The organism is Bradyrhizobium sp. YCK136 (assembly GCF_044570075.1).
Lineage (GTDB): Bacteria > Pseudomonadota > Alphaproteobacteria > Rhizobiales > Xanthobacteraceae > Bradyrhizobium > Bradyrhizobium diazoefficiens.
This window is the reverse complement of the sequence record NZ_CP172424.1, coordinates 1,576,903-1,595,597: the sequence shown is the minus strand read 5'-3', so window position 1 is coordinate 1,595,597 and position 18,695 is coordinate 1,576,903. Positions and strand designations below refer to the sequence as shown.

Below are 18,695 nucleotides of genomic sequence, written 5' to 3'. Positions count from 1 at the left end.
TGTCGGAGTAGGCGCCGCCAGTGCCGCCGTTGCCGCCGACCAGTTGCGCATGCGCCGGCATCATTTGCGCCGCAAGGCCGACAAGAACACCGACGCTCGCAAGCAGAGCCCTGCGCAACAGCCATCCAAGGCCGGCGCATCGCGAAGGCGCCGTCGTGCGCGGACCGGAGCGATGCCGGTCGCGCGACGGGTCGATCTCATCGGGAGAAAGCGGCAAGGACCTGTTGTTCATCATCATCTGCGACATCAAGGAGGAGGCCGCCCGCGATCAGTGCAGGCCGGCGGCGCGAAGATCCGTAACAGGTCGCCCGCCGCCGTGATGTGCCGTGTGTCTCACGCGCGGATTCCGACGGACGGTGATGCAGAGACGGCACAGTCGCGCGAACCGTCGATGCTCGCTTCAACGGGAAGCGGAAAGAATTGCCGACAGTCGGCAGAATGGTCCGGCGGTTGATCGGGCCTGCGGCCTCGCGAGCGACGAAGCGTCGGACTTGTCTCGATCCATCAATCAACAATCGCAGCGCGCAGGATTGGTACGGATCGTGCAATTCCTCGTCGTGCAGACGAACGAGGATCGGACAATGAATATCTCGGGCGCGAATGCCTACGCGTATTTGCAAGACGCTCCATCGGCAAAGCGAGCGAATGCCGGCACGACGTCATCCGCCGGCAGTGCGCCGGTCTCATCGAGCGGCTCCGGTCAGGCCAGCGACGGAAGCGTCCAGACCACCGAACGACTGGCGTCGATCTGACGGTCTGATCGTCCGCCGATCCGGATCAGCCGTCGTGGCCTTTCGGACGATTGAAGCGCCCATGGCAAAACAAAAATGGCCCGCGCGATGCGGGCCATTTTCGTATCGGAACCGGTGAAGTCCGAATTTGGTTGCGGGGATAGGATTTGAACCTATGACCTTCAGGTTATGAGCCTGACGAGCTACCGGGCTGCTCCACCCCGCGTTAAACCGTTGCGCGCCTTCGTTAAAATGCCGGGGACGGGGGATGAGGGCCGGCGCTGTTCGCGTGGCTTGCTTCTTCCGTCCCAAAGGCTTCCTTGGAAGGCAACCCCGGGGCAAAGCCCGTCGGGTGCGGGGGGTATGTACCAACCCGGGCTGCCTTTGGAAAGGGCTGCGAGGACGTTTTTTTCGACTTTATGACAGGTGGATGGACCGGATTCCGGCCCGCCAGCCGCGCTCTTGCCAGAAGTTCCGCAAAGGGCCAGCTTGCCGCAACAAAACCAGGGGCGAAACGCCAGTTTAGGGAGCAACGCCATGGACCATATCCGGGACCAGATCTTGGACAGATCTTTGGACCGATCCCTGACGAGCGCCCCGCTGCGGGCCCTCGACGACGCCTTCCACGCCATGGTCGCGCGGTCGCGGGCGGAGCCGGCCGCTGACCTGGCCGAGCGGCTCGACCGGCTGGCGCGGCTGCGCGCCGTCGTCGCCGACAATGAAGAGCGCTTCCGCCAGGCGATCTCGACCGATTTCGGCCACCGCTCGGCGGTCGAGACCACCATCGCCGAGACCATGATGGTCTACAGCGAGATACGCCATGCGACAAAACACCTGAAGAGCTGGATGGCGCCGCAGCGAATCGCCACCGCGCTGCAATTCCTGCCGGCGCGCAACCGGCTGATGCCACAGCCGCTCGGCGTCGTCGGCATCATCGCGCCCTGGAATTATCCGCTCCAGCTGACGCTGGCGCCCGCGATCGGCGCGATTGCCGCCGGCAACCTGGTCATCATCAAGCCGAGCGAGCTCGTCCCGCATTTCGCAGGCCTGCTGAAGGAGACGGTTGCCGCAAGGTTCGACGCGACCGAGCTGCTCGTCACCGGCGTCGAGGACGAGATCGCCAAGGCCTTCGCACACCTGCCGTTCGATCATCTGGTGTTCACCGGCTCGACCCGGGTCGGACGGCTGGTCGCGGAGGCCGCGGGGCGCAATCTGACGCCTGTGACGCTCGAACTCGGCGGCAAGTCGCCTGCTATCATCGACGCCTCCGCCGATCTCGATGAGGCGGCCGAGCGCATCGCCTACGGCAAGCTACTCAATGCCGGGCAGACCTGCATCGCGCCGGATTACGTGCTGGTGCCGGAGCGCTCGCTGCAGGCCTTCGCCGAGAAGCTGCGCACGCAGATGCGGCGCATGTTCGGCACCGATCCCGCGAACAAGGACTACACCTCCGTCATCTCCGACCGGCACTACGCGCGGCTCGAAGGTCTCGTCGCGGATGCCGTAGAGCGCGGCGCAAAAATCCTGCAACCGGCAAGGGCCGACGATCCCAACTGGAAGGCGCACCGCAAATTCCCGCCGACGCTAATCCTTGGCGCCACCGAAGACATGGCGGTGATGCAGGAGGAGATATTTGGGCCGGTGCTGCCGGTGCTGGGCTATCGCGAGCCGGCCGATGCCATCGCCTTCGTCAACCGCCGCGACCGGCCGCTTGCGCTCTACTGGTTCGGCAAGGACCGCGACGCGCGCGACGCGGTGCTGTCGCGCACCGTCTCCGGCGGCGTCACCGTCAACGACTGCCTGTTCCACTTCGCGCAGGTGAACCAGCCGATGGGCGGCGTCGGCGCATCCGGCACCGGCGCCTATCACGGCGAATGGGGTTTTCGCACGTTCAGCAAGCTGAAGCCGGTGTTCTACCGCTCGAAATTCAACCGCCTCGCCGATCTCTACCCGCCCTATGGCGGCAAGATCGCGCGGCTGGAGAAGATGATGCGGTTCATGTCGTAGGGGCAGTCGTTCCGGGGCGCGAAGCGAACCCGGAACCTCGAGATTCCGGGTTCGCGCTACGCGCGCCCCGGAATGACGATAAGGGGAGAAACAACATTGACTGACACATTCGATTTTGTCGTCGTGGGCGCGGGCTCCGGCGGCTGCGCGGTTGCGGGGCGGCTGTCGGAGGATGCGGCGACATCAGTGGCGCTGCTCGATGCGGGCGGGCGGAACGACAGTTGGCGGATCACCACGCCATTCGGGCTCGCTTTGCCATACCGCGCGGCCAACTGGGCGTTCGACACTGTGCCGCAGAAGGGATTGAACGGCCGCATCGGCTATCAACCGCGCGGCAAGGGCCTCGGCGGTTCCTCGGCGATCAACGCGATGGTCTATATCCGCGGCAACAAATGGGACTACGACCACTGGGCCGCGCTCGGCAACGCCGGCTGGTCGTATGCGGATGTGCTGCCCTACTTCAAGCGCTCGGAGAACAACGCCGATTTCGACGGCGAATATCATGGCAAGGGCGGCCCGCTGCATGTCAACAAGCTGCGCTCGGACAATCCGATCCATGACGTCTTCCATCAGGCTGCGCGCGAGGCGCAGTTCCGCATTCGCGAGGACTTCAATGAAGAGGACCATGAAGGGCTCGGCAGCTACCAGGTGACGCAGCACGGTGGCGAGCGCTGGAGCGCGGCGCGCGCCTATGTGGATCCCCACATGGGCAAGCGGGCGAATCTGCGCGTCGAGACGCAAGCGCATGCCACGCGCATCCTGTTCGAAGGTAGGCGCGCAGTGGGCGTCGAGTACCGGCAGGGCAAGGAGCTGAAGCAGCTCCGCGCCCGCCGCGAGGTGATCCTCGCCTCCGGCGCCTTCCAGTCGCCGCAGTTGCTGATGCTGTCGGGCGTCGGCGACGGCGATGCGCTTGCCGCGCACGGCATCGGCGTCGTGCATCATTTGCCGGGCGTCGGGCGCAATCTGCAGGACCATCCGGATTTCGTGTTCGTCTACGCCTCCGACTATCCGCACTTCGTTCACGCGTCACTCGGCCGGCTGCCATCCCTGCTGCGCGCGATCCAGCGGTACCGCCGCGAGCGACGCGGCCTGATGACCACCAATTTCGCCGAGTGTGGCGGCTTCCTGAAGACGCAGGCTCACCTCGACGTGCCGGACATTCAACTGCACTTCATCATCGCGATGCTCGACGACCACGGCCGCAAGAAGCACAAGGAAGCGGGCTTCTCGTGCCATGTCTGCCTGCTCAGACCGAAGAGCCGCGGCAGCGTCTGGCTGAAGAGCGCCGATCCGCTCGCAGCCCCCATGATCGATCCGAATTTTTTGGGCGAGGCGGAGGATCTCGAGACGATGGTCGCGGGCTTCAAGACCACGCGACGGCTGATGGAGACGCCTGCGATGCGCGCGTTGCAGAAGAAGGACATGTTCACGTCCGATGTGAAGACGGACGACGATATCCGCGCCATCCTGCGCAATCGCGTCGACACCGTCTATCACCCCGTCGGCACCTGCAAGATGGGCACGGACGCGATGGCCGTGGTCGATCCGCAATTGAAGGTGCACGGCGTCGAGGCCTTGCGCGTCGTCGATGCCTCGATCATGCCGACGCTGATCGGCGGCAACACCAACGCGCCGACGATCATGATCGGGGAGAAGGCGGCGGATATGATCCGGGGGGAGATGCGGGCGAATTAGCGACGCTGTCGCGTCACTCTCCACTGTCGTCCCGGCCTAGTGCGCAATTGCGCACGGGGGCCGGGACGACGGAAGCAATCAATTCAACAAGAACCCGCCGTCCACCGTCACCACGCTCCCCGTCATGTAGCGCGACGCCTTCGAGGCCAGCAGCAGGATCGCACCGTCGAGATCGGACTCGGCGCCGACGCGGCGCTGGGGGATGCGTTTTGCCAGGCGCTCGCCTGCCGGCGTCGACCAGAAGGCGTGGTTCATCTCGGTGTCGATATAGCCGGGCGCCAGCGCGTTGATGCGGATGTTCTGCCCCGCAAGCTCCAGCGCCATCGCCTTCGTCGCCTGGATGATGCCGGCCTTGGAGATCGCGTAGGGCGACACCGCTTTCAAGACGCCGGTGCCGAGCACCGAGGCGATGTTGACGATGTTGCCTTCCTGCTTGCGCGCGATCATGCGCCGCGCGACTTCCGTCGCGAGGAAATAGGCGCCCTTGAGATTGGCGCCGATCACCGCGTCCCAATCGGCCTCGGTCTGCTCGGTCGCCAGCTTCTCGATGGCGATGCCGGCATTGTTGATCAGCACCGTGACGGGACCGAGCGCGGCTTCCGTGGCATCGACGGCCTTCGCGATCGAGGCGATGTCGGTGACGTCGAGCGCGACGGCGGCGGCGCGGCCGCCGTTGCCGCGGATCTCCTGTTCCAGATTCTTCAACTTGTCCGTTTGCCGTGCCGCGAGCGCGACGGCCGCGCCATGCGCCGCCAGCAGCCGGGCAAACTGCCGCCCCAGCCCCTGGCTCGCGCCGGTGACGAGGATGGTTTCTTTACTGACGTCGAATAGGCCTGACATGACGATTTCCTTGGGCGTAACCCTTGAGCTTCCGGAGCCAAAAATACAGACGATTTTAGCGGTCTGAAACCAGAATGATCGGTTCGGCGTTCATTCGTTCCACCGAGGCAGGGCTCTGCTCATGAACAGTTTCGATCTCGCGGTCTATGCGGCGCTCGCCATCGCCATCGGCTTCGGATTCAGGACCGGCCTGCTGCGCAGCGCCATGACCATCCTCGCCTATCTGCTCGCCGCGCCCATCGCGGTCGCGCTGATGCCGCTGATCGTGCCGCAGATCGCAAGCAATCCGAACGCGCCGCTGCTCCAGAACTGGATCTGGTTCTTCGGCATTTTTCTCGTCGTCGGCATGTTGTTCGGACATATCGGCCGCCTCGCGGTGAACGACACGGTCCGTGAGGCCGGGATCGGCGACCGCCTTGGCGGCGCCACGCTCGGCGCCATCAGGGTCGGCCTCGTCGCCACCACGCTGGTGCTGGTGTTCGACCAGATCGTGCCGGCCAACCGCCAGCCGCCCTTCCTGGCCGGCTCGCATCTGCGGCCGCTGTTCTCGGCGGCCGGGCAGATGGGCTTCAAGTCGCTGCCGCCGGAAGCCGCTGCCGCGATCGACCGCCTCAAGCAGGAGCGGCACATCTGATCAGGCGCATTTGCATCGCCGCGCGGATGCGCATGCATTTTGGTGCGAGCCCGTCCCTTATCAGCGGCACCACGATTGGCTAGAGTGCCGCCCGTCCAAAACCTGCCTGACATTACGGGAGTGAAACAGTGGATCTTGGGATCAAAGGTCGCCGCGCCATCGTCTGCGCATCCAGCAAGGGCCTCGGCCGCGCCTGCGCCATCTCGCTGGCCGAAGCCGGCGTTCACGTCATGCTGACCGCGCGCGGCGCCGAGGCCCTGAAGAAAACCGCCGACGACATCCGCAAACTCTATCCGGCCGTCACGGTCACCGAGATCGTCGGCGACATCACGACGCCGGCGGGCCGCGAGGCCGTGCTGAAGGCCTGCCCCGAGCCGGACATCCTGATCAACAATGCCGGCGGCCCGCCGCCCGGCGATTTCCGCAACTGGACCCGCGATGACTGGATCAAGGCGATCGACGCCAACATGCTGACCCCGATCGAGCTGATCAAGGCGACCGTGGACGGCATGATGGCGCGCAAGTTCGGCCGCATCGTGAACATCACCTCGGCCGCGGTGAAGGCGCCGATCGACATCCTCGGCCTCTCCAACGGCGCGCGCGCCGGCCTCACCGGCTTCATCGCCGGCCTGTCGCGCAAGACCGTGATCAACAACGTCACCATCAACGGCCTCCTGCCGGGCCCGTTCGAGACCGACCGCCTGACCGGCACCGCCAAGGCCGAGGCCGACAAGCGCGGCACAACGCCGGAGCAGGTCCTGGCCGAGCGCGCCAAGCTCAACCCGGCGGGCCGCTTCGGCCAGCCGGACGAGTTCGGCTATGCCTGCGCTTTTCTCTGTGGCGCCAAGGCCGGCTTCATCACCGGGCAGAACATCCTGCTCGACGGTGGTGCGTTCCCGGGCACGCTGTGAGCCATCGCGCCTGAGACGGCGCAATCCACGAAAGACCATCATGCCCGGGCTTGCCCCGGGCATGATGATGTGGAGGCGTCAGAGCCCAATCATTTCCGGCTCACTGCGAGCTCGGCTACTCATCGCCGTTTCGTCGGCTCATCCTCGTCCCGTTCGCTGGGACCGGAGGAATCGGCAGTGAGGCGCTCATCGGTCCAGTCGATGCCGAGTTCGTCGAGACCGTCGGCCAACAGATCGCCCAGCATCGGCTCGCCCAGCAGATATTGCACAGCTTCGCGCCGGGGCGCCTTGTACTCGGCGCGGGCCTCGGCGGCGCGGGCGCGCAGGTCGTCCCACTCGTCGACGGAGCCGTCGCCGCGGCCAATCCACATCAGCGTCACGAGGTCGAGCTGCTCGTCCTCGTTCAGCGCCCCGATGAAGCCGATCAACTCGCTTGCGACCGGATCGGACGCCGTGTCCTCCAGAACGTCGATCCCGTCATCGTCGGAGGGGTTCGAGCCCGAGTCCGGATCGGATGCTGCTTCCTTGACGTCGAATTCGCGGGCCTTCTCGATGATGAAAGCGACCTTCTCGGCGGAAATTGCAAGCTCTGGCATCGTCTTCCCCTCTCGCTCTTCTCTGGTTTTTCCTGGGTTCCAGCGATAACGCGGCGCGCCACCAGATGATCCATTGCGCTTCATGGCGGAAACCCGCATGTTTCGGCGCCAAAGCGTTCTCTCTCGTCATTCCGGGGCGCGACGTCGTCGCGAACCCGGAATCTCACGCAACGATCTCGAGATTCCGGGTTCGATGCTTGCGCATCGCCCCGGAATGACAGCGAGGCGCAAAGCAAGAACATGGGGATGCGCCGGATGTCGTGGAAGGTGGGCAAGGTCAAGATCACGAAACTCGTCGAGATGGAGACAGTCGGCTCGACCCGCTTCATCCTGCCGGCCGCGACCAACGATGAAATCCAGAAGCTGCCCTGGCTGATCCCGCATTTCGCCACCGAAGAGGGCCGACTGAAAATGTCGATCCACTCGCTGGTGGTCGAGACGCCGACGCGCCGCATCGTGGTCGACACCGGTCTCGGCAACGACAAGCAGGGCCGCGGCGTCCCCGTCTGGAACAACCGCAGCACGCCGTTTCTGGAGACCATGGCGGCGGCGGGCTTTCCCCCTAACAGCATCGACACCGTGCTGTGCACACATCTTCATGTCGACCATGTCGGCTGGAATACGAAACTGGTCGACGGCAAATGGGTGCCGACCTTCCCGAAGGCGCGCTACCTGTTCGGCGAGACCGAATACGAGTATTGGCGCGATTATACGGCCGAGCCGGACAAGGTCGCGGTGTTCAACGATTCCGTGAAGCCGGTCGTCGATGCCGGCCGGGTCGAGCTGATCCCAGGCGATCACCGGCTCTGCGAGGAGATCAGCGTGATCCCGACCCCCGGCCACAGCCCCGGTCACATGAGCGTCCTGATCGAGTCCGGCGGTGAGCAGGGGCTGCTCACCGGCGACGTTGCCCATCATCCCTGCCAGATGTCGCATCTCGACTGGTGCTCGGTCATCGATACCGATCCCGCCCAATCGGCGGCAACGCGGCACAAGGTGTTCTCGCGCTTTGCCGACACCCCGACGCTGGTGATCGGCGGGCATTACTCGGCCGGACACATCAGGCGGGATGGGGACGCGTTCAGGTTCGTGGCGCTGGGATGAGACGCAATCGTAGGGTGGGCACAGCGCGGCGTGTCCACCCTCCCGGGCAAGGAAAAGATTTGGTGGGCACGGCGCTCCGCACCCTTGCCCACCCTACAAAGGAGGGGCTGCAATGCGCCCCGTTTTGAGCGGTTGAATTTCCCGCCGCCCTGTTCCATGAAGCTATTTAACCGATCGGTCCATCTCCAGGGAGAAACGAGAATGAAGCTTGTTCGTTACGGCGAAAAGAGTGCGGAAAAGCCCGGCCTGATCGACAAATCCGGCCAGTTGCGCGACCTGTCGGCGCATGTGAAGGACCTGACCGGCGAGGCCTATTCGCCGGAAAGCCTGAAGAAGCTCGCCGCGCTCGACCCCGCCTCGCTGCCCGCCGTTTCCGGCAAGCCGCGGTTCGGCGCGCCCGTCACCGGCATCTCGAAATTCGTCGCCATCGGCCTCAACTACAGCGACCACGCCAAGGAAACGGGAGCCGCGATCCCGACCGAGCCGATCATCTTCATGAAGGCGAACACCTCGCTGTCCGGCCCGAACGACGCGGTCGAGAAGCCGCGCGGCTCGACCAAGCTCGACTGGGAGGTCGAGATCGCCGCCATCATCGGCACCCGCGCCAAGTACGTCTCCGAAGCCGACGCGCTGAACTACGTCGCCGGCTATTGCGTCTGCAACGACGTCTCCGAGCGCAACTTCCAGACCGAGCGCCTCGGCCAGTGGACAAAGGGCAAGTCGCACGACACCTTCGGTCCGGTCGGCCCGTGGCTGGCCACCAAGGACGAGATCAAGGACGTGCAGAACCTGTCGATGTGGCTCGACGTCAACGGCCAGCGCCGCCAGACCGGCTCGACCAAGACCATGATATTCTCCATGGCCAAGTGCATCTCCTATGTCTCGCAGTTCATGACGCTGCTGCCGGGCGACATCATCACCACGGGCACCCCGCCCGGCGTCGGCCTCGGCATGAAGCCGCCGACCTTCCTCAATGTCGGCGACGTCGTGACGCTGGGCATCGAGGGTCTCGGCGAGCAGCGGCAGGAGATCGTGGCAGCGTAAGCGGCAATCACCTCCTTCGTCATTCCGGGATGGCGCGAGAGCGCCAGACCCGGAATCTCGAGATTCCGGGTTCGATGCTTCGCATCGCCCCGGAATGACAACAAGGATCCAAAATGAAGCTCACCTTCTCCGCCGCCTCGCCCTTCGCCCGCAAGGTGCGCATCGCCGCGATCGAGCTTGGGCTGATCGACAAGATCGAGTTCACGCCGGCAACCGTCGCCCCGGGGCAAGCCAATGAGGACTATTCGCGCATCACGCCGCTGAAGAAGCTGCCGGTGCTGATCACCAATGACGGCGACGTCATCCTCGATTCCTACGTCATCGTCGAATATCTCAACGAGATGGCCGGCGGCAGCCTGATCCCGGATTACGGTCCGCTGCGATGGAAGGCCAAGACCAATCACTCCCTGATCAACGGCATGCTCGATTCCATGCTGCTGTGCCGCTACGAGAGAATGGTGCGGCCGCAGGGCCTGCAATGGCAGGCGTGGTCGGACGACCACTGGAACAGGGCCTGGACCGGCATGGCGCGCTTCGAGAACATGCCCGAGGTGCTGAACGGACCGTTCGACATCTCGCAGATCGGCCTCGTCTGCGTGCTCGGCTATGCCGATTTCCGCTTCGCCGATTGCGGCTGGCGCAAGGCCTATCCGAAGCTCGACGCGTTCCATCAGAAGATGCTGGAGCGGCCCTCGGTCAAGATCTCGGTGCCGCCGGCGGCGTAACCCGCTAGGAGTGTCCATGAGCCTGAAATACTCGGTCGGCGATCTCACCATCCATCGCGTCATCGAGCAGGAAACCTCGTTCGTCCCGGCGCTGGAGATGCTGCCGGGACTGACACCCGAGGTGCTGGCCGAGAACCGGGCGTGGATGCGGCAGGCCAAGGCACTCGACGACAACGACGTGCTGCTCTTGTGCTTCCAGTCCTATGTGGTGAAGACGCCGCACCACACCATTTTGATCGACAGCTGCATCGGCAATGACAAGCCGCGCCCCAATCGGCCGAAATGGAACATGAAGACCGACGACACGTACTTGGGTGCACTTAGCGCCGCCGGATTCTCGCCTGGCGACATCGACTTCGTGATGTGCACGCATCTGCACGTCGACCACGTCGGCTGGAACACACGGCTCGAAAACGGCCGCTGGGTGCCGACCTTCCCCAAGGCGCGCTACGTCTTCGCCAGGCAGGAGTTCGACCATTGGTCGGCTCAGAACGCGAAGACGGAGATCCCGCCTTTCGTGGACAGCGTGCTGCCGGTGGTCGAGGCCAAGCGCCACGAGCTCGTCGGCAACGACCACCAGATCGGCGATCACGTCCGGATCCTGCCGACACCCGGCCACACGCCGGGCCATATCGCAATCACGGTGGGCCGCGGCAAGGACGACGCGGTGTTCTCCGGCGATCTCATGCATTCGCCGCTGCAGACGCTCTATCCGGAGCTGTCAATCAAGTTCGACGTCGACCCGGCGAAGGCGGCTACGACGCGCCGCAGCTTCCTGGAGCGCTATTGCGACACCGAGACGCTGTGCTGCACGGCGCACTTCCCTTCGCCGTCGGTGGGCAAGATCCGGCGCAAGGGCAACGCGTTCGTGTGTGCCGCGGTTTAGCGAGATGCCGTAGGGTGGGCAAAGGCGAGCGCTTCGCGCGCCGTGCCCACCACTCCTTATGGTGGGCACGCTCCGCTTTTCCCACCCTACGATTCCACCCGTGTGGAGAAAGCAATGACAGCACTCCCCGACATCCCCCTGCCCGCCGGAATCCGCTCGCGTTATGTCGACGGCATCAACGGCTTGCGCATGCATGTGCTGGAGGCCGGCTTCGAGTCAAAGGGCCGCTCCTGCATCCTGTTGCTGCACGGCTTTCCCGAGCTGGCCTTCTCCTGGCGCAAGGTGATGCCGGCGCTCGCCGCCGCCGGTTATCACGTGATCGCCCCCGACCAGCGCGGCTACGGGCGCACCACGGGATGGACTGCCGACTACGATGGCTATCTCGCGCCGTTCTCGCTCCTCAACCTGGTGCGCGATGCGCTCTCCCTGGTGTCGGCCTTCGGCTACAAGCAGGTCGATCTCGCCGGGCATGATTTCGGGAGCCCAGTCGCGGCATGGTGTGCGCTGATCCGGCCCGACGTGTTTCGTTCGGTGACGCTGATGAGCGCGCCATTCGGCGGAGCGCCGCCGCTGCCATTCAACACAGTTGACCGTCCCGCAAAGCCTGCGGTCGAAGACCCCGTTCATCGCGAGCTTGCCGCGCTGCCGCGTCCGCGCAAGCACTATCAATGGTACTACGCGACACGCGAAGCCAACGCGGACATGCAGCACGCGCCGCAGGGCGTGCACGATTTCCTGCGCGCCTATTATCATCACAAGAGCGCAGACTGGACCGACAACAAACCGTATCCGCTCAAGGCGTGGTCGGCAGACGTACTGGCGAAGCTGCCAACCTACTACGTGATGGACGCCGGCGAGACCATGGCCGAGACGGTCGCGAAGGAGATGCCCTCGCGCGCCGCGATCGCCGCGAACCAATGGCTGCCGGACAGCGACCTCGCCTATTACAGCGCCGAATACGGCCGCACCGGATTTCAGGGCGGGCTGCAATGGTATCGCTACGGTACGTCGGGCATGCTCAACGACGAGATGCAGCTGTTCTCCGGCCGCAGCATCGACGTGCCCTCCTGCTTCATCTCCGGCAGGCAGGATTGGGGCACCTATCAGCGCCCAGGCGTGTTCGAGGCGATGCAGAAAAGCGCGTGCACCATGATGCTCGGCTGCCATCTCGTCGACGGCGCCGGCCATTGGGTGCAGCAGGAGCAGCCGGCCGAGGTGAGCCGGTTGCTGCTCGACTTCCTGGCCAAGACTTCCTGACTAAGTCCCGCGCCGGCTGATTTGACCCAGGAACCACGGCGGCCTATATAATTTAGAATCGTTCTAAACTAGTGGGACAGGGCCGTCGTGAAGAATTTTGCCGATCTGACCGAGCGCGAGGTGCTTGCGGTCGCGATCTCCTCCGAGGAGGAGGACAGCCGCATCTACATGACCTTCGCCGAAGATCTGAGAGAGCGTTACCCGGACTCAGCCAAGATCTTCGAACAGATGGCCGAGGAAGAGCGCGGACATCGCCACATGCTGCTGGAGACGTACGAGCAGCGGTTCGGTCCGCACCTGCCTCCCATCCGCCGCGAGGACGTCAAGGGCTTCCTGCGTCGCCGCCCGGTCTGGCTCACCAAGAACCTGTCGCTCGACACCATCCGCAGGGAAGTCGAGACCATGGAACTGCAGGCCGAACGCTTTTACGTGAAGGCCGCCGAACAGGCGCAGGATGTCGGCGTGCGCCGTTTGCTCGGCGATCTCGCCGAAGCCGAGAAAGGCCACGAAGAGATGGCCGCAAAGCTCTCGGACCAGATCCTGAGCCCGGATGTGCGCGCGGAGGAAGATCGCACCAACCGCCGCATGTTCGTGCTGCAATATGTGCAGCCGGGACTTGCCGGCCTGATGGACGGATCGGTCTCGACGCTGGCACCGCTGTTTGCCGCCGCGTTCGCCACCCACCAGAACTGGCAGACGTTTCTTGTCGGCCTCGCCGCCTCGATCGGCGCCGGCATCAGCATGGGATTTGCGGAAGCGCTGTCCGACGACGGATCGCTCACGGGGCGCGGCTCGCCATGGCTGCGCGGTCTCACCTGCGGCTTGATGACGACGCTCGGCGGGCTCGGCCACACCGCGCCCTATCTGGTGCCCGACAGCTGGGCCAACGCGTTCTGGATCGCGACGGCGATCGCCGGAGTCGTCGTGTTCTTCGAGCTATGGGCAATCGCCTTCATCCGCTCGCGCTACATGGACACGCCGTTCCTCCAGGCCGTTTTCCAGATCGTGCTCGGCGGCGCCATCGTGCTGGCGGTGGGGATATTGATCGGGGCGGCGTAGTAGCCACAATCTCGGTGTCATCGCCCGCGAAAGCGGGCGATGACACCGACTTTTTGGCACTGCCCGACGAGCCTCATCCACATATCAATCGCGATCAAACAGCGGTTGCAGCGTTCGGCTAAACTGCTCAATCCGCAGACAACCAGAGCGGGAGAAGCGCCGTGGCCAAATCGGAATGGAGTTTCAAGAGCGCAGTCGAGCTGTCGGCCGCATTGAGCGCGAAGAAGGTCTCGGCGGTCGAGCTCACGCAGGACGCGATTGGCCGTATCGAGCGTCACGACGGCAAGATCAACGCGATCTGCGTGCGGGATTTCGATCGTGCGCTCGGCGCCGCGCGCGAGGCGGACGCTGCATTGGTCCGCGGCGAGCGCAAGCCGCTGCTCGGCCTGCCCCTGACGATCAAGGAATCCTTCAACATCGCCGGCCTGCCGACGACCTGGGGCTTCGTCCCGCAGAAGGATTTCAAGCCTGTCGAAGACGCGCTACCCGTGGTACGCATCAAGCAGGCCGGCGGTGTGATCCTCGGCAAGACCAACGTGCCCGTGGGTCTCAGCGACTGGCAGAGCTACAACGACATCTACGGCACCACAAACAACCCCTATATCTCGGCCGCACGCCGGGTGGATCATCCGGGGGATCTTCGGCAGCCCTCGCCGCAGGCTATTGCGCGCTCGCCACGGGCTCCGACATCGGCGGCTCCCTGCGTGTGCCGGCATTTCATTGCGGCATCTTCGCTCACAAGCCGACCATCAATCTCTGCGCAGCGCGCGGCGAGACTCCGCCGCCGTTTCCGGCCATTCCGCGCGAAGGCGACCTCGCCGTCATCGGTCCGATGGCGCGCACCGCTGCGGATCTCTCCTTGCTGCTCGACGTCATGGCCGGACCGGATCCGCTCGATGCCGGCGTCGCCTACAAACTCGATCTGCCTGTTGCGCGGCATCAGTCGCTGCGCGATTTTCGTGTCCTGGTGATCGAGAGCCATCCGCTGCTGCCGACTGACCGGGACGTGCGCGGCGCGATCGACAAGCTCGCCACCGACCTTGCGAAGGCCGGCGTGACGGTCGCGCGCGAGAGCCCGCTGCTTCCGGACTTCGCGGAGACGTCGCGGCTTTACATGCGCATGCTGCTGGGCTTCCTCGGCGCGTTCTTCCTGCCCGACGAGCTGGCGGATTCGCAGGCTCGGGCGAGCCAGTTGTCGCCGGAGGACCGAAGCCTCGAAGCGGAGCGGCTGCGCGGCACGATTGCAAGCCACCGCGCCTGGGTGCTCGACGCAGGTAGCCGCGCCGGCTTGCGGGCGCAATGGCGCGCGCTGTTCAAGAGCTTCGACGCGGTGATCTGCCCGATCATGCCGACGCCGGCCTTTCCGCACGATCATTCGCCCGAGCAGAGCCTGCGACGCATCAGCATCGACGGCAAGGATTATCCTTATTCCGACCAGCTCGCCTGGCCGGGCATCGCAACGCTTCCGGGCCTGCCTGCGACGGCCGTTCCGCTCGGCCTGTCGAAAGACGGCCTGCCCGTCGGCGTCCAGATCGTCGGCCCCTTCCTGGAGGACCGCACCCCCTTGAGGCTCGCCGAACTGATCGAGCGCGAGTTCGGCGGCTTCACACCGCCGCCATTGTTCGATGATTAGTCCTGTCGTCAACGACCACAAGGGAGAGAACGTCATGAGCCAGGACATGGAAGAGCTCACCGCGCTCAACCGCGACTACGTCGCCTCCGTGCAGAACTGCGACGTCAAGCGGTTCGACCAGATCCTGGCGCCGGAGTTTTACTGCTCCAATCCCGACAAGACGCTGGTCGACCGCGCCGCCTTCCTGGAGCAGACGGCACGGCCGATCGCGATCCGGAACCTCAGGGAGCACGACGTCATCATCCGCATCATGGGCGACTTCGCCATCATCCACGCGGCGACAAGCTACACCACGGGAGACGGTCAGCAGGCGACGGGCCGCTACACCGATTGCTGGGCGAAGAAGAACGGCAGATGGCTCGCGGTGTCGGCGCACGTGTCGCGGTGAGGACTTTACCTCTCCCCGCAATGCGGGGAGAGGTCGACGCCGAAGCGCAGCGCAGGCGGCGGGTGAGGGGCATGGCACACTGCCAGCCACGACTTTGATACTTGCCGACCATCAATCGAAGAGTCGGAGGGGCTGATCGTATAGAGCCGTCCTGCACGGCCCCTCACCCGGATCGCGCCGGACGATGCTGCGCATCGCCGGGGGGCGATCCGACCTCTCCCCGCAAAGAGCGGGGAGAGGTGAAGGCCATCAACTATCAAATACGATCACGCTCCGCAGCGTCTTGCCGGCCTTCATGTTGGCAAAGCCCTCGTTGATCTCCGACAGCTTCAACTTGGCCGAGATCCAGTCCTCCAGGTGCAGCCGCCCTCGCAGATAGAAGTCGACCAGGCGCGGCATGTCGACGCGGAAATGGTTGGAGCCCATGGAGGAGCCCTGGATCTTGCGTTCGCGCAGGAAGTCGAAGCCGTGCAGCTCGATCTTCTGGCCGAACGGGATCATGCCGACGATGGTGGCGGTGCCGCCGGAGGCGAGCATGGCAAAGGCCTGCTCGGCGGTCTCCTTGCGGCCGAGCACCTCGAAGGAGTGATGCACGCCGCCATTGGTGAGATCGCGGACCTGCTTCACCACGTCGCCGTCGGCGGGGTTGATGATGTCGGTGGCGCCCAGCTTGGTCGCGAGCTGGAGTTTTGCGGGATTGGTGTCGATGGCAATGATGCGGCCGGCGCCGGCGATCTGCGCGCCGTTGATCGCGGCCATGCCGACGCCGCCGCAGCCGATCACCGCGACGGTTTCGCCCGCCGTCACCTTCGCCGTGTTCACCACCGCGCCGTAGCCGGTGATGACGCCGCAGCCGATCAGCGCGGCGAGATCGAGCGGCATCTCCTTCCGGATTTTGACGATCGCGTTCTCGTGCACCAGCATCTGCTCGGCAAAGGACGAGAGGTTGAGGAACTGGTGCAGCTTTTCGGAGCGAGACCATTGCATGCGGTCGGAGACGCCCGGCAGCAGCTTCACCGTGGTGTCGGTGCAGAGCACGGTGCGGCCCGTGGTGCAGTTGTCGCAGGTGCCGCAGAACACGGACAGGCAGGTGACGACGTGATCGCCCGGCTTCACATAGGTGACGTCGGAGCCGACCTGCTCGACCACGCCGGCGGATTCATGCCCGAGCACCGCGGGCAGCGGATGCGGATACAGCCCTTCCATGAAGTGCAGGTCGGAGTGGCAGAGGCCGGCGACCGATGTGCGGATCAGGACCTCGCGCGGGCCCGGCTTCGGCAGGCTGACATCCTCGATGACCAGCGGCTTGTTGACTTCATAGAGGACGGCGGCCTTCATCGAGCACTCCCTGTCGTTTTTTTTGCTTTGAACGCGGGCGCAGCCTACGCTGCCAGAACCAGTTCGCCAACCTCGCTCATGCCGGCATCGCGCTCGCCGAGCAGCAGCGCGGCGATCTTCGCTTGCGTGGCATTTTCCGTCAGCCGGAACGGATCGCTTGGCGCCACGCGGTGATCGATCACGAGGCGCGACAGCAGCAGCCGGCGCGCCTCGCCGCGCATGGCGTGGATGCGGTGCGCTTCCCAGGCGAGCGCGACGGCGCTGGCGACATGATAGAGCAGGCTCGTCGCGCGGCGCGCGTCGGCCTCGTTCTCGGCCTTGCCCGCGACCTCGCGCGCGAAGCCGACCGCGCGATCGGTGAGCGTGTGCAAACGGTCGCGCCAGGCCTGCGGCACCGAGGCGCTGTCATCGAGCCGGGCGTGCAGATCCGCGGCCAGCGCGGATTCCGCGCCATGGCGACCGACCGCGCGCCTCAGCGCATCGATCGCGACGATATTGCCGGTGCCTTCCCAGACCGAGCCGAGATGGGCGTCGCGCAGCAGCCGTGCGGTGGCGAATTCCTCGATATAGCCGATGCCGCCGCGCATCTCGAGCGCATCGCCGCAGACTTTTCGTGCATCGCGCGTGGCGCGGAATTTCAATGTCGGGGTGAGGATGCGCAGCAGCGCCGCCGCGTCCTGGCTGCCGGCCTCGGCGCGATCGAGCGCATCGGCCGTGAGGAAGCTCATCGACAGCGCCTGCTCGACCGGCAGCATGATCTTCAGCATCTGCCGCCGGCCGAGCGGCAGGTCGATGATGCGGCTGCCGAACACCACGCGGTTCTTCGCGACCATCATGGCGTCATGGTAGGCGCGGCGCATCAGCGCGGTGGATTTCACGCCGTTGGAGAGCCGCGACGAGTTCACCATCTCGGCCATCTGCACGAAGCCGCGGTCGAGCTTGCCGACCGCGTAGGCGATCGCGCCTTCGAGCTTGATCTCGCCCGAGGCCATCGAGCGCGTGCCGAGCTTGTCCTTCAGACGCACGATCCGGTAGTGGTTCTGCGAGCCGTCGTCGAGGAAGCGCGGCATCAGGAACAGGCCGACGCCGCGGGTGCCGGGGCCGGCGCCTTCGGGGCGCGCCAGCAGCATCACGACTTTCGCATCGGCGTTCGAGCAGAACCATTTTTCGCCGTAAAGGCGCCAATGATCGCCCTCCTGCACGGCGCGCGTCGTGAGCGTGCCGACGTCGGAGCCGCCCTCCTTCTCGGTCATGAACTGGCCGCCCTGGGTCAGCTTGGTCATGTCGGTCTGGGTGAGACCATCGAGATATTTTGCCTTCAGCGCCTCGCTGCCGAAATTCGCCAGGAGTTTGGCGCAGCCGTCCGTGACGTTGATCGGGCAGCCCATGCCGAATTCGGTCTGGTTGAACAGGAAGGTGAAGGCGTGCTTGGCCACCACAGGATATTTGTCCGGCCAGCCCATGATGCCCTTGCGGATCGACAGCGCGTGGATGCCGAACTCGCCGAACGCCGCCTTCTCCAGCTCGCGATAGGCCGGGTGGTATTCGATCCACTGCACGTCGCGGCCGAACTTGTCGCGCTGGTGCAGCACCGGCGTGTGGCGGTCGGCCAGCCGCGCACATTCGTCGAGGGTGCCGCCGGCGAGCTCGCCGAGGCGATCGAGATGCGGCTCGATGTGACGGAACAGCGTCTCCGGCAGATGGATGCGCAAGAGATCCGTCAGCGCCTGATCGGCGCGGTAGAAATTCATGCCTGACGTATCGGGCGCCAGCAGGCCGGATGGTGCGGCCGCGGCATTTTTCGGCTGCGCTGTGACCGGCTTGTGCATGATCGTCCTCTTCGTTTC

16 protein-coding genes, 1 tRNA gene and 1 pseudogene are annotated in these 18,695 nt (G+C 65.0%); 13 read left to right on the top strand and 5 right to left on the bottom strand.

What is annotated here, in order from left to right:
* Positions 1 to 359 precede the first annotated feature (359 nt).
* The gene (locus ACFLEY_RS07545; RefSeq protein WP_171901133.1) at positions 360 to 752 is read left to right on the top strand and encodes a hypothetical protein; all 393 of its coding nucleotides are present in this window, start codon (positions 360 to 362) and stop codon (positions 750 to 752) included.
* Between the two features lie 128 nt (positions 753 to 880).
* Here the strand turns inward: ACFLEY_RS07545 and ACFLEY_RS07540 are convergent.
* Positions 881 to 957, bottom strand: a tRNA-Met gene (locus ACFLEY_RS07540).
* Positions 958 to 1,268: 311 nt separating this feature from the next.
* Here ACFLEY_RS07540 and ACFLEY_RS07535 point away from each other — a divergent pair.
* On the top strand, positions 1,269 to 2,738 hold the full coding sequence (locus tag ACFLEY_RS07535; RefSeq protein WP_060908905.1) for a coniferyl aldehyde dehydrogenase: 1,470 nt from the start codon (positions 1,269 to 1,271) through the stop codon (positions 2,736 to 2,738).
* Between the two features lie 96 nt (positions 2,739 to 2,834).
* Positions 2,835 to 4,433 (top strand): GMC family oxidoreductase, encoded by a 1,599-nt coding sequence (locus ACFLEY_RS07530; protein ID WP_060908906.1) that lies wholly within the window; start codon positions 2,835 to 2,837, stop codon positions 4,431 to 4,433.
* 78 nt (positions 4,434 to 4,511) lie between these two features.
* Here the strand turns inward: ACFLEY_RS07530 and ACFLEY_RS07525 are convergent, their stop codons facing one another.
* Complete coding sequence (locus tag ACFLEY_RS07525; RefSeq protein WP_060908907.1) at positions 4,512 to 5,273, bottom strand: SDR family oxidoreductase; 762 nt, start codon at positions 5,271 to 5,273, stop codon at positions 4,512 to 4,514.
* 121 nt (positions 5,274 to 5,394) lie between these two features.
* On the opposite strand from ACFLEY_RS07525, the gene ACFLEY_RS07520 reads away from it, so the two are divergent.
* Both ACFLEY_RS07520 and ACFLEY_RS07515 read left to right on the top strand, forming a co-directional pair.
* Entirely contained in the window at positions 5,395 to 5,907 is a 513-nt protein-coding gene (locus ACFLEY_RS07520) for a CvpA family protein (protein ID WP_060908908.1), read from the top strand.
* A gap of 128 nt (positions 5,908 to 6,035) precedes the next feature.
* Positions 6,036 to 6,818, top strand: coding sequence for an SDR family oxidoreductase (locus ACFLEY_RS07515; RefSeq protein ID WP_060908909.1), 783 nt, complete (start codon positions 6,036 to 6,038; stop codon positions 6,816 to 6,818).
* A gap of 119 nt (positions 6,819 to 6,937) precedes the next feature.
* On the opposite strand, the gene ACFLEY_RS07510 is transcribed toward ACFLEY_RS07515, so the two are convergent.
* Positions 6,938 to 7,414 carry a DUF3775 domain-containing protein gene (locus tag ACFLEY_RS07510; protein WP_060908910.1) on the bottom strand — a complete coding sequence of 159 codons (477 nt, stop codon included), beginning with the start codon at positions 7,412 to 7,414 and terminating at the stop codon, positions 6,938 to 6,940.
* A gap of 255 nt (positions 7,415 to 7,669) precedes the next feature.
* On the opposite strand from ACFLEY_RS07510, the gene ACFLEY_RS07505 reads away from it, so the two are divergent.
* From ACFLEY_RS07505 to ACFLEY_RS07470, 8 genes and pseudogenes are all read left to right on the top strand, one after another.
* On the top strand, positions 7,670 to 8,518 hold the full coding sequence (locus ACFLEY_RS07505) for an MBL fold metallo-hydrolase (protein WP_060912703.1): 849 nt from the start codon (positions 7,670 to 7,672) through the stop codon (positions 8,516 to 8,518).
* Between the two features lie 201 nt (positions 8,519 to 8,719).
* Positions 8,720 to 9,562 carry a fumarylacetoacetate hydrolase family protein gene (locus ACFLEY_RS07500; RefSeq protein ID WP_060908911.1) on the top strand — a complete coding sequence of 281 codons (843 nt, stop codon included), beginning with the start codon at positions 8,720 to 8,722 and terminating at the stop codon, positions 9,560 to 9,562.
* A gap of 113 nt (positions 9,563 to 9,675) precedes the next feature.
* Complete coding sequence (locus ACFLEY_RS07495) at positions 9,676 to 10,287, top strand: glutathione S-transferase family protein (protein ID WP_060908912.1); 612 nt, start codon at positions 9,676 to 9,678, stop codon at positions 10,285 to 10,287.
* Positions 10,288 to 10,303: 16 nt separating this feature from the next.
* A complete protein-coding gene (locus ACFLEY_RS07490) occupies positions 10,304 to 11,173 on the top strand; it encodes an MBL fold metallo-hydrolase (RefSeq protein ID WP_060908913.1) in 870 nt (289 codons plus the stop codon).
* A 114-nt stretch (positions 11,174 to 11,287) separates the two neighbouring features.
* Positions 11,288 to 12,430 carry an alpha/beta fold hydrolase gene (locus ACFLEY_RS07485; protein ID WP_396604587.1) on the top strand — a complete coding sequence of 381 codons (1,143 nt, stop codon included), beginning with the start codon at positions 11,288 to 11,290 and terminating at the stop codon, positions 12,428 to 12,430.
* Positions 12,431 to 12,517: 87 nt separating this feature from the next.
* The gene (mbfA, locus tag ACFLEY_RS07480; RefSeq protein WP_011090619.1) at positions 12,518 to 13,489 is read left to right on the top strand and encodes an iron exporter MbfA; all 972 of its coding nucleotides are present in this window, start codon (positions 12,518 to 12,520) and stop codon (positions 13,487 to 13,489) included.
* Positions 13,490 to 13,650: 161 nt separating this feature from the next.
* Positions 13,651 to 15,122 (top strand): annotated as a pseudogene (locus ACFLEY_RS07475) (amidase).
* A gap of 34 nt (positions 15,123 to 15,156) precedes the next feature.
* Positions 15,157 to 15,510, top strand: a complete 354-nt coding sequence (locus tag ACFLEY_RS07470; protein WP_060912704.1) for a nuclear transport factor 2 family protein — start codon at positions 15,157 to 15,159, stop codon at positions 15,508 to 15,510.
* A gap of 249 nt (positions 15,511 to 15,759) precedes the next feature.
* Here ACFLEY_RS07470 and ACFLEY_RS07465 read toward each other — a convergent pair whose 3' ends face one another.
* Both ACFLEY_RS07465 and ACFLEY_RS07460 read right to left on the bottom strand, forming a co-directional pair.
* Complete coding sequence (locus tag ACFLEY_RS07465) at positions 15,760 to 16,848, bottom strand: Zn-dependent alcohol dehydrogenase (RefSeq protein WP_011090622.1); 1,089 nt, start codon at positions 16,846 to 16,848, stop codon at positions 15,760 to 15,762.
* A 44-nt stretch (positions 16,849 to 16,892) separates the two neighbouring features.
* Positions 16,893 to 18,677, bottom strand: a complete 1,785-nt coding sequence (locus ACFLEY_RS07460) for an acyl-CoA dehydrogenase family protein (protein ID WP_060908915.1) — start codon at positions 18,675 to 18,677, stop codon at positions 16,893 to 16,895.
* Positions 18,678 to 18,695 lie beyond the last annotated feature (18 nt).

Coding starts and splice junctions, on each gene's coding strand:
- ACFLEY_RS07545 (WP_171901133.1), top strand. CDS start 360: ATGCAGAGACGGCACAGTCGCGCGAACCGTCGATGCTCGCTTCAACGG.
- ACFLEY_RS07535 (WP_060908905.1), top strand. CDS start 1,269: ATGGACCATATCCGGGACCAGATCTTGGACAGATCTTTGGACCGATCC.
- ACFLEY_RS07525 (WP_060908907.1), bottom strand. CDS start 5,273: ATGTCAGGCCTATTCGACGTCAGTAAAGAAACCATCCTCGTCACCGGC.
- ACFLEY_RS07520 (WP_060908908.1), top strand. CDS start 5,395: ATGAACAGTTTCGATCTCGCGGTCTATGCGGCGCTCGCCATCGCCATC.
- ACFLEY_RS07510 (WP_060908910.1), bottom strand. CDS start 7,414: ATGCCAGAGCTTGCAATTTCCGCCGAGAAGGTCGCTTTCATCATCGAG.
- ACFLEY_RS07505 (WP_060912703.1), top strand. CDS start 7,670: ATGTCGTGGAAGGTGGGCAAGGTCAAGATCACGAAACTCGTCGAGATG.
- ACFLEY_RS07500 (WP_060908911.1), top strand. CDS start 8,720: ATGAAGCTTGTTCGTTACGGCGAAAAGAGTGCGGAAAAGCCCGGCCTG.
- ACFLEY_RS07495 (WP_060908912.1), top strand. CDS start 9,676: ATGAAGCTCACCTTCTCCGCCGCCTCGCCCTTCGCCCGCAAGGTGCGC.
- ACFLEY_RS07490 (WP_060908913.1), top strand. CDS start 10,304: ATGAGCCTGAAATACTCGGTCGGCGATCTCACCATCCATCGCGTCATC.
- ACFLEY_RS07485 (WP_396604587.1), top strand. CDS start 11,288: ATGACAGCACTCCCCGACATCCCCCTGCCCGCCGGAATCCGCTCGCGT.
- ACFLEY_RS07470 (WP_060912704.1), top strand. CDS start 15,157: ATGAGCCAGGACATGGAAGAGCTCACCGCGCTCAACCGCGACTACGTC.
- ACFLEY_RS07465 (WP_011090622.1), bottom strand. CDS start 16,848: ATGAAGGCCGCCGTCCTCTATGAAGTCAACAAGCCGCTGGTCATCGAG.
- ACFLEY_RS07460 (WP_060908915.1), bottom strand. CDS start 18,677: ATGCACAAGCCGGTCACAGCGCAGCCGAAAAATGCCGCGGCCGCACCA.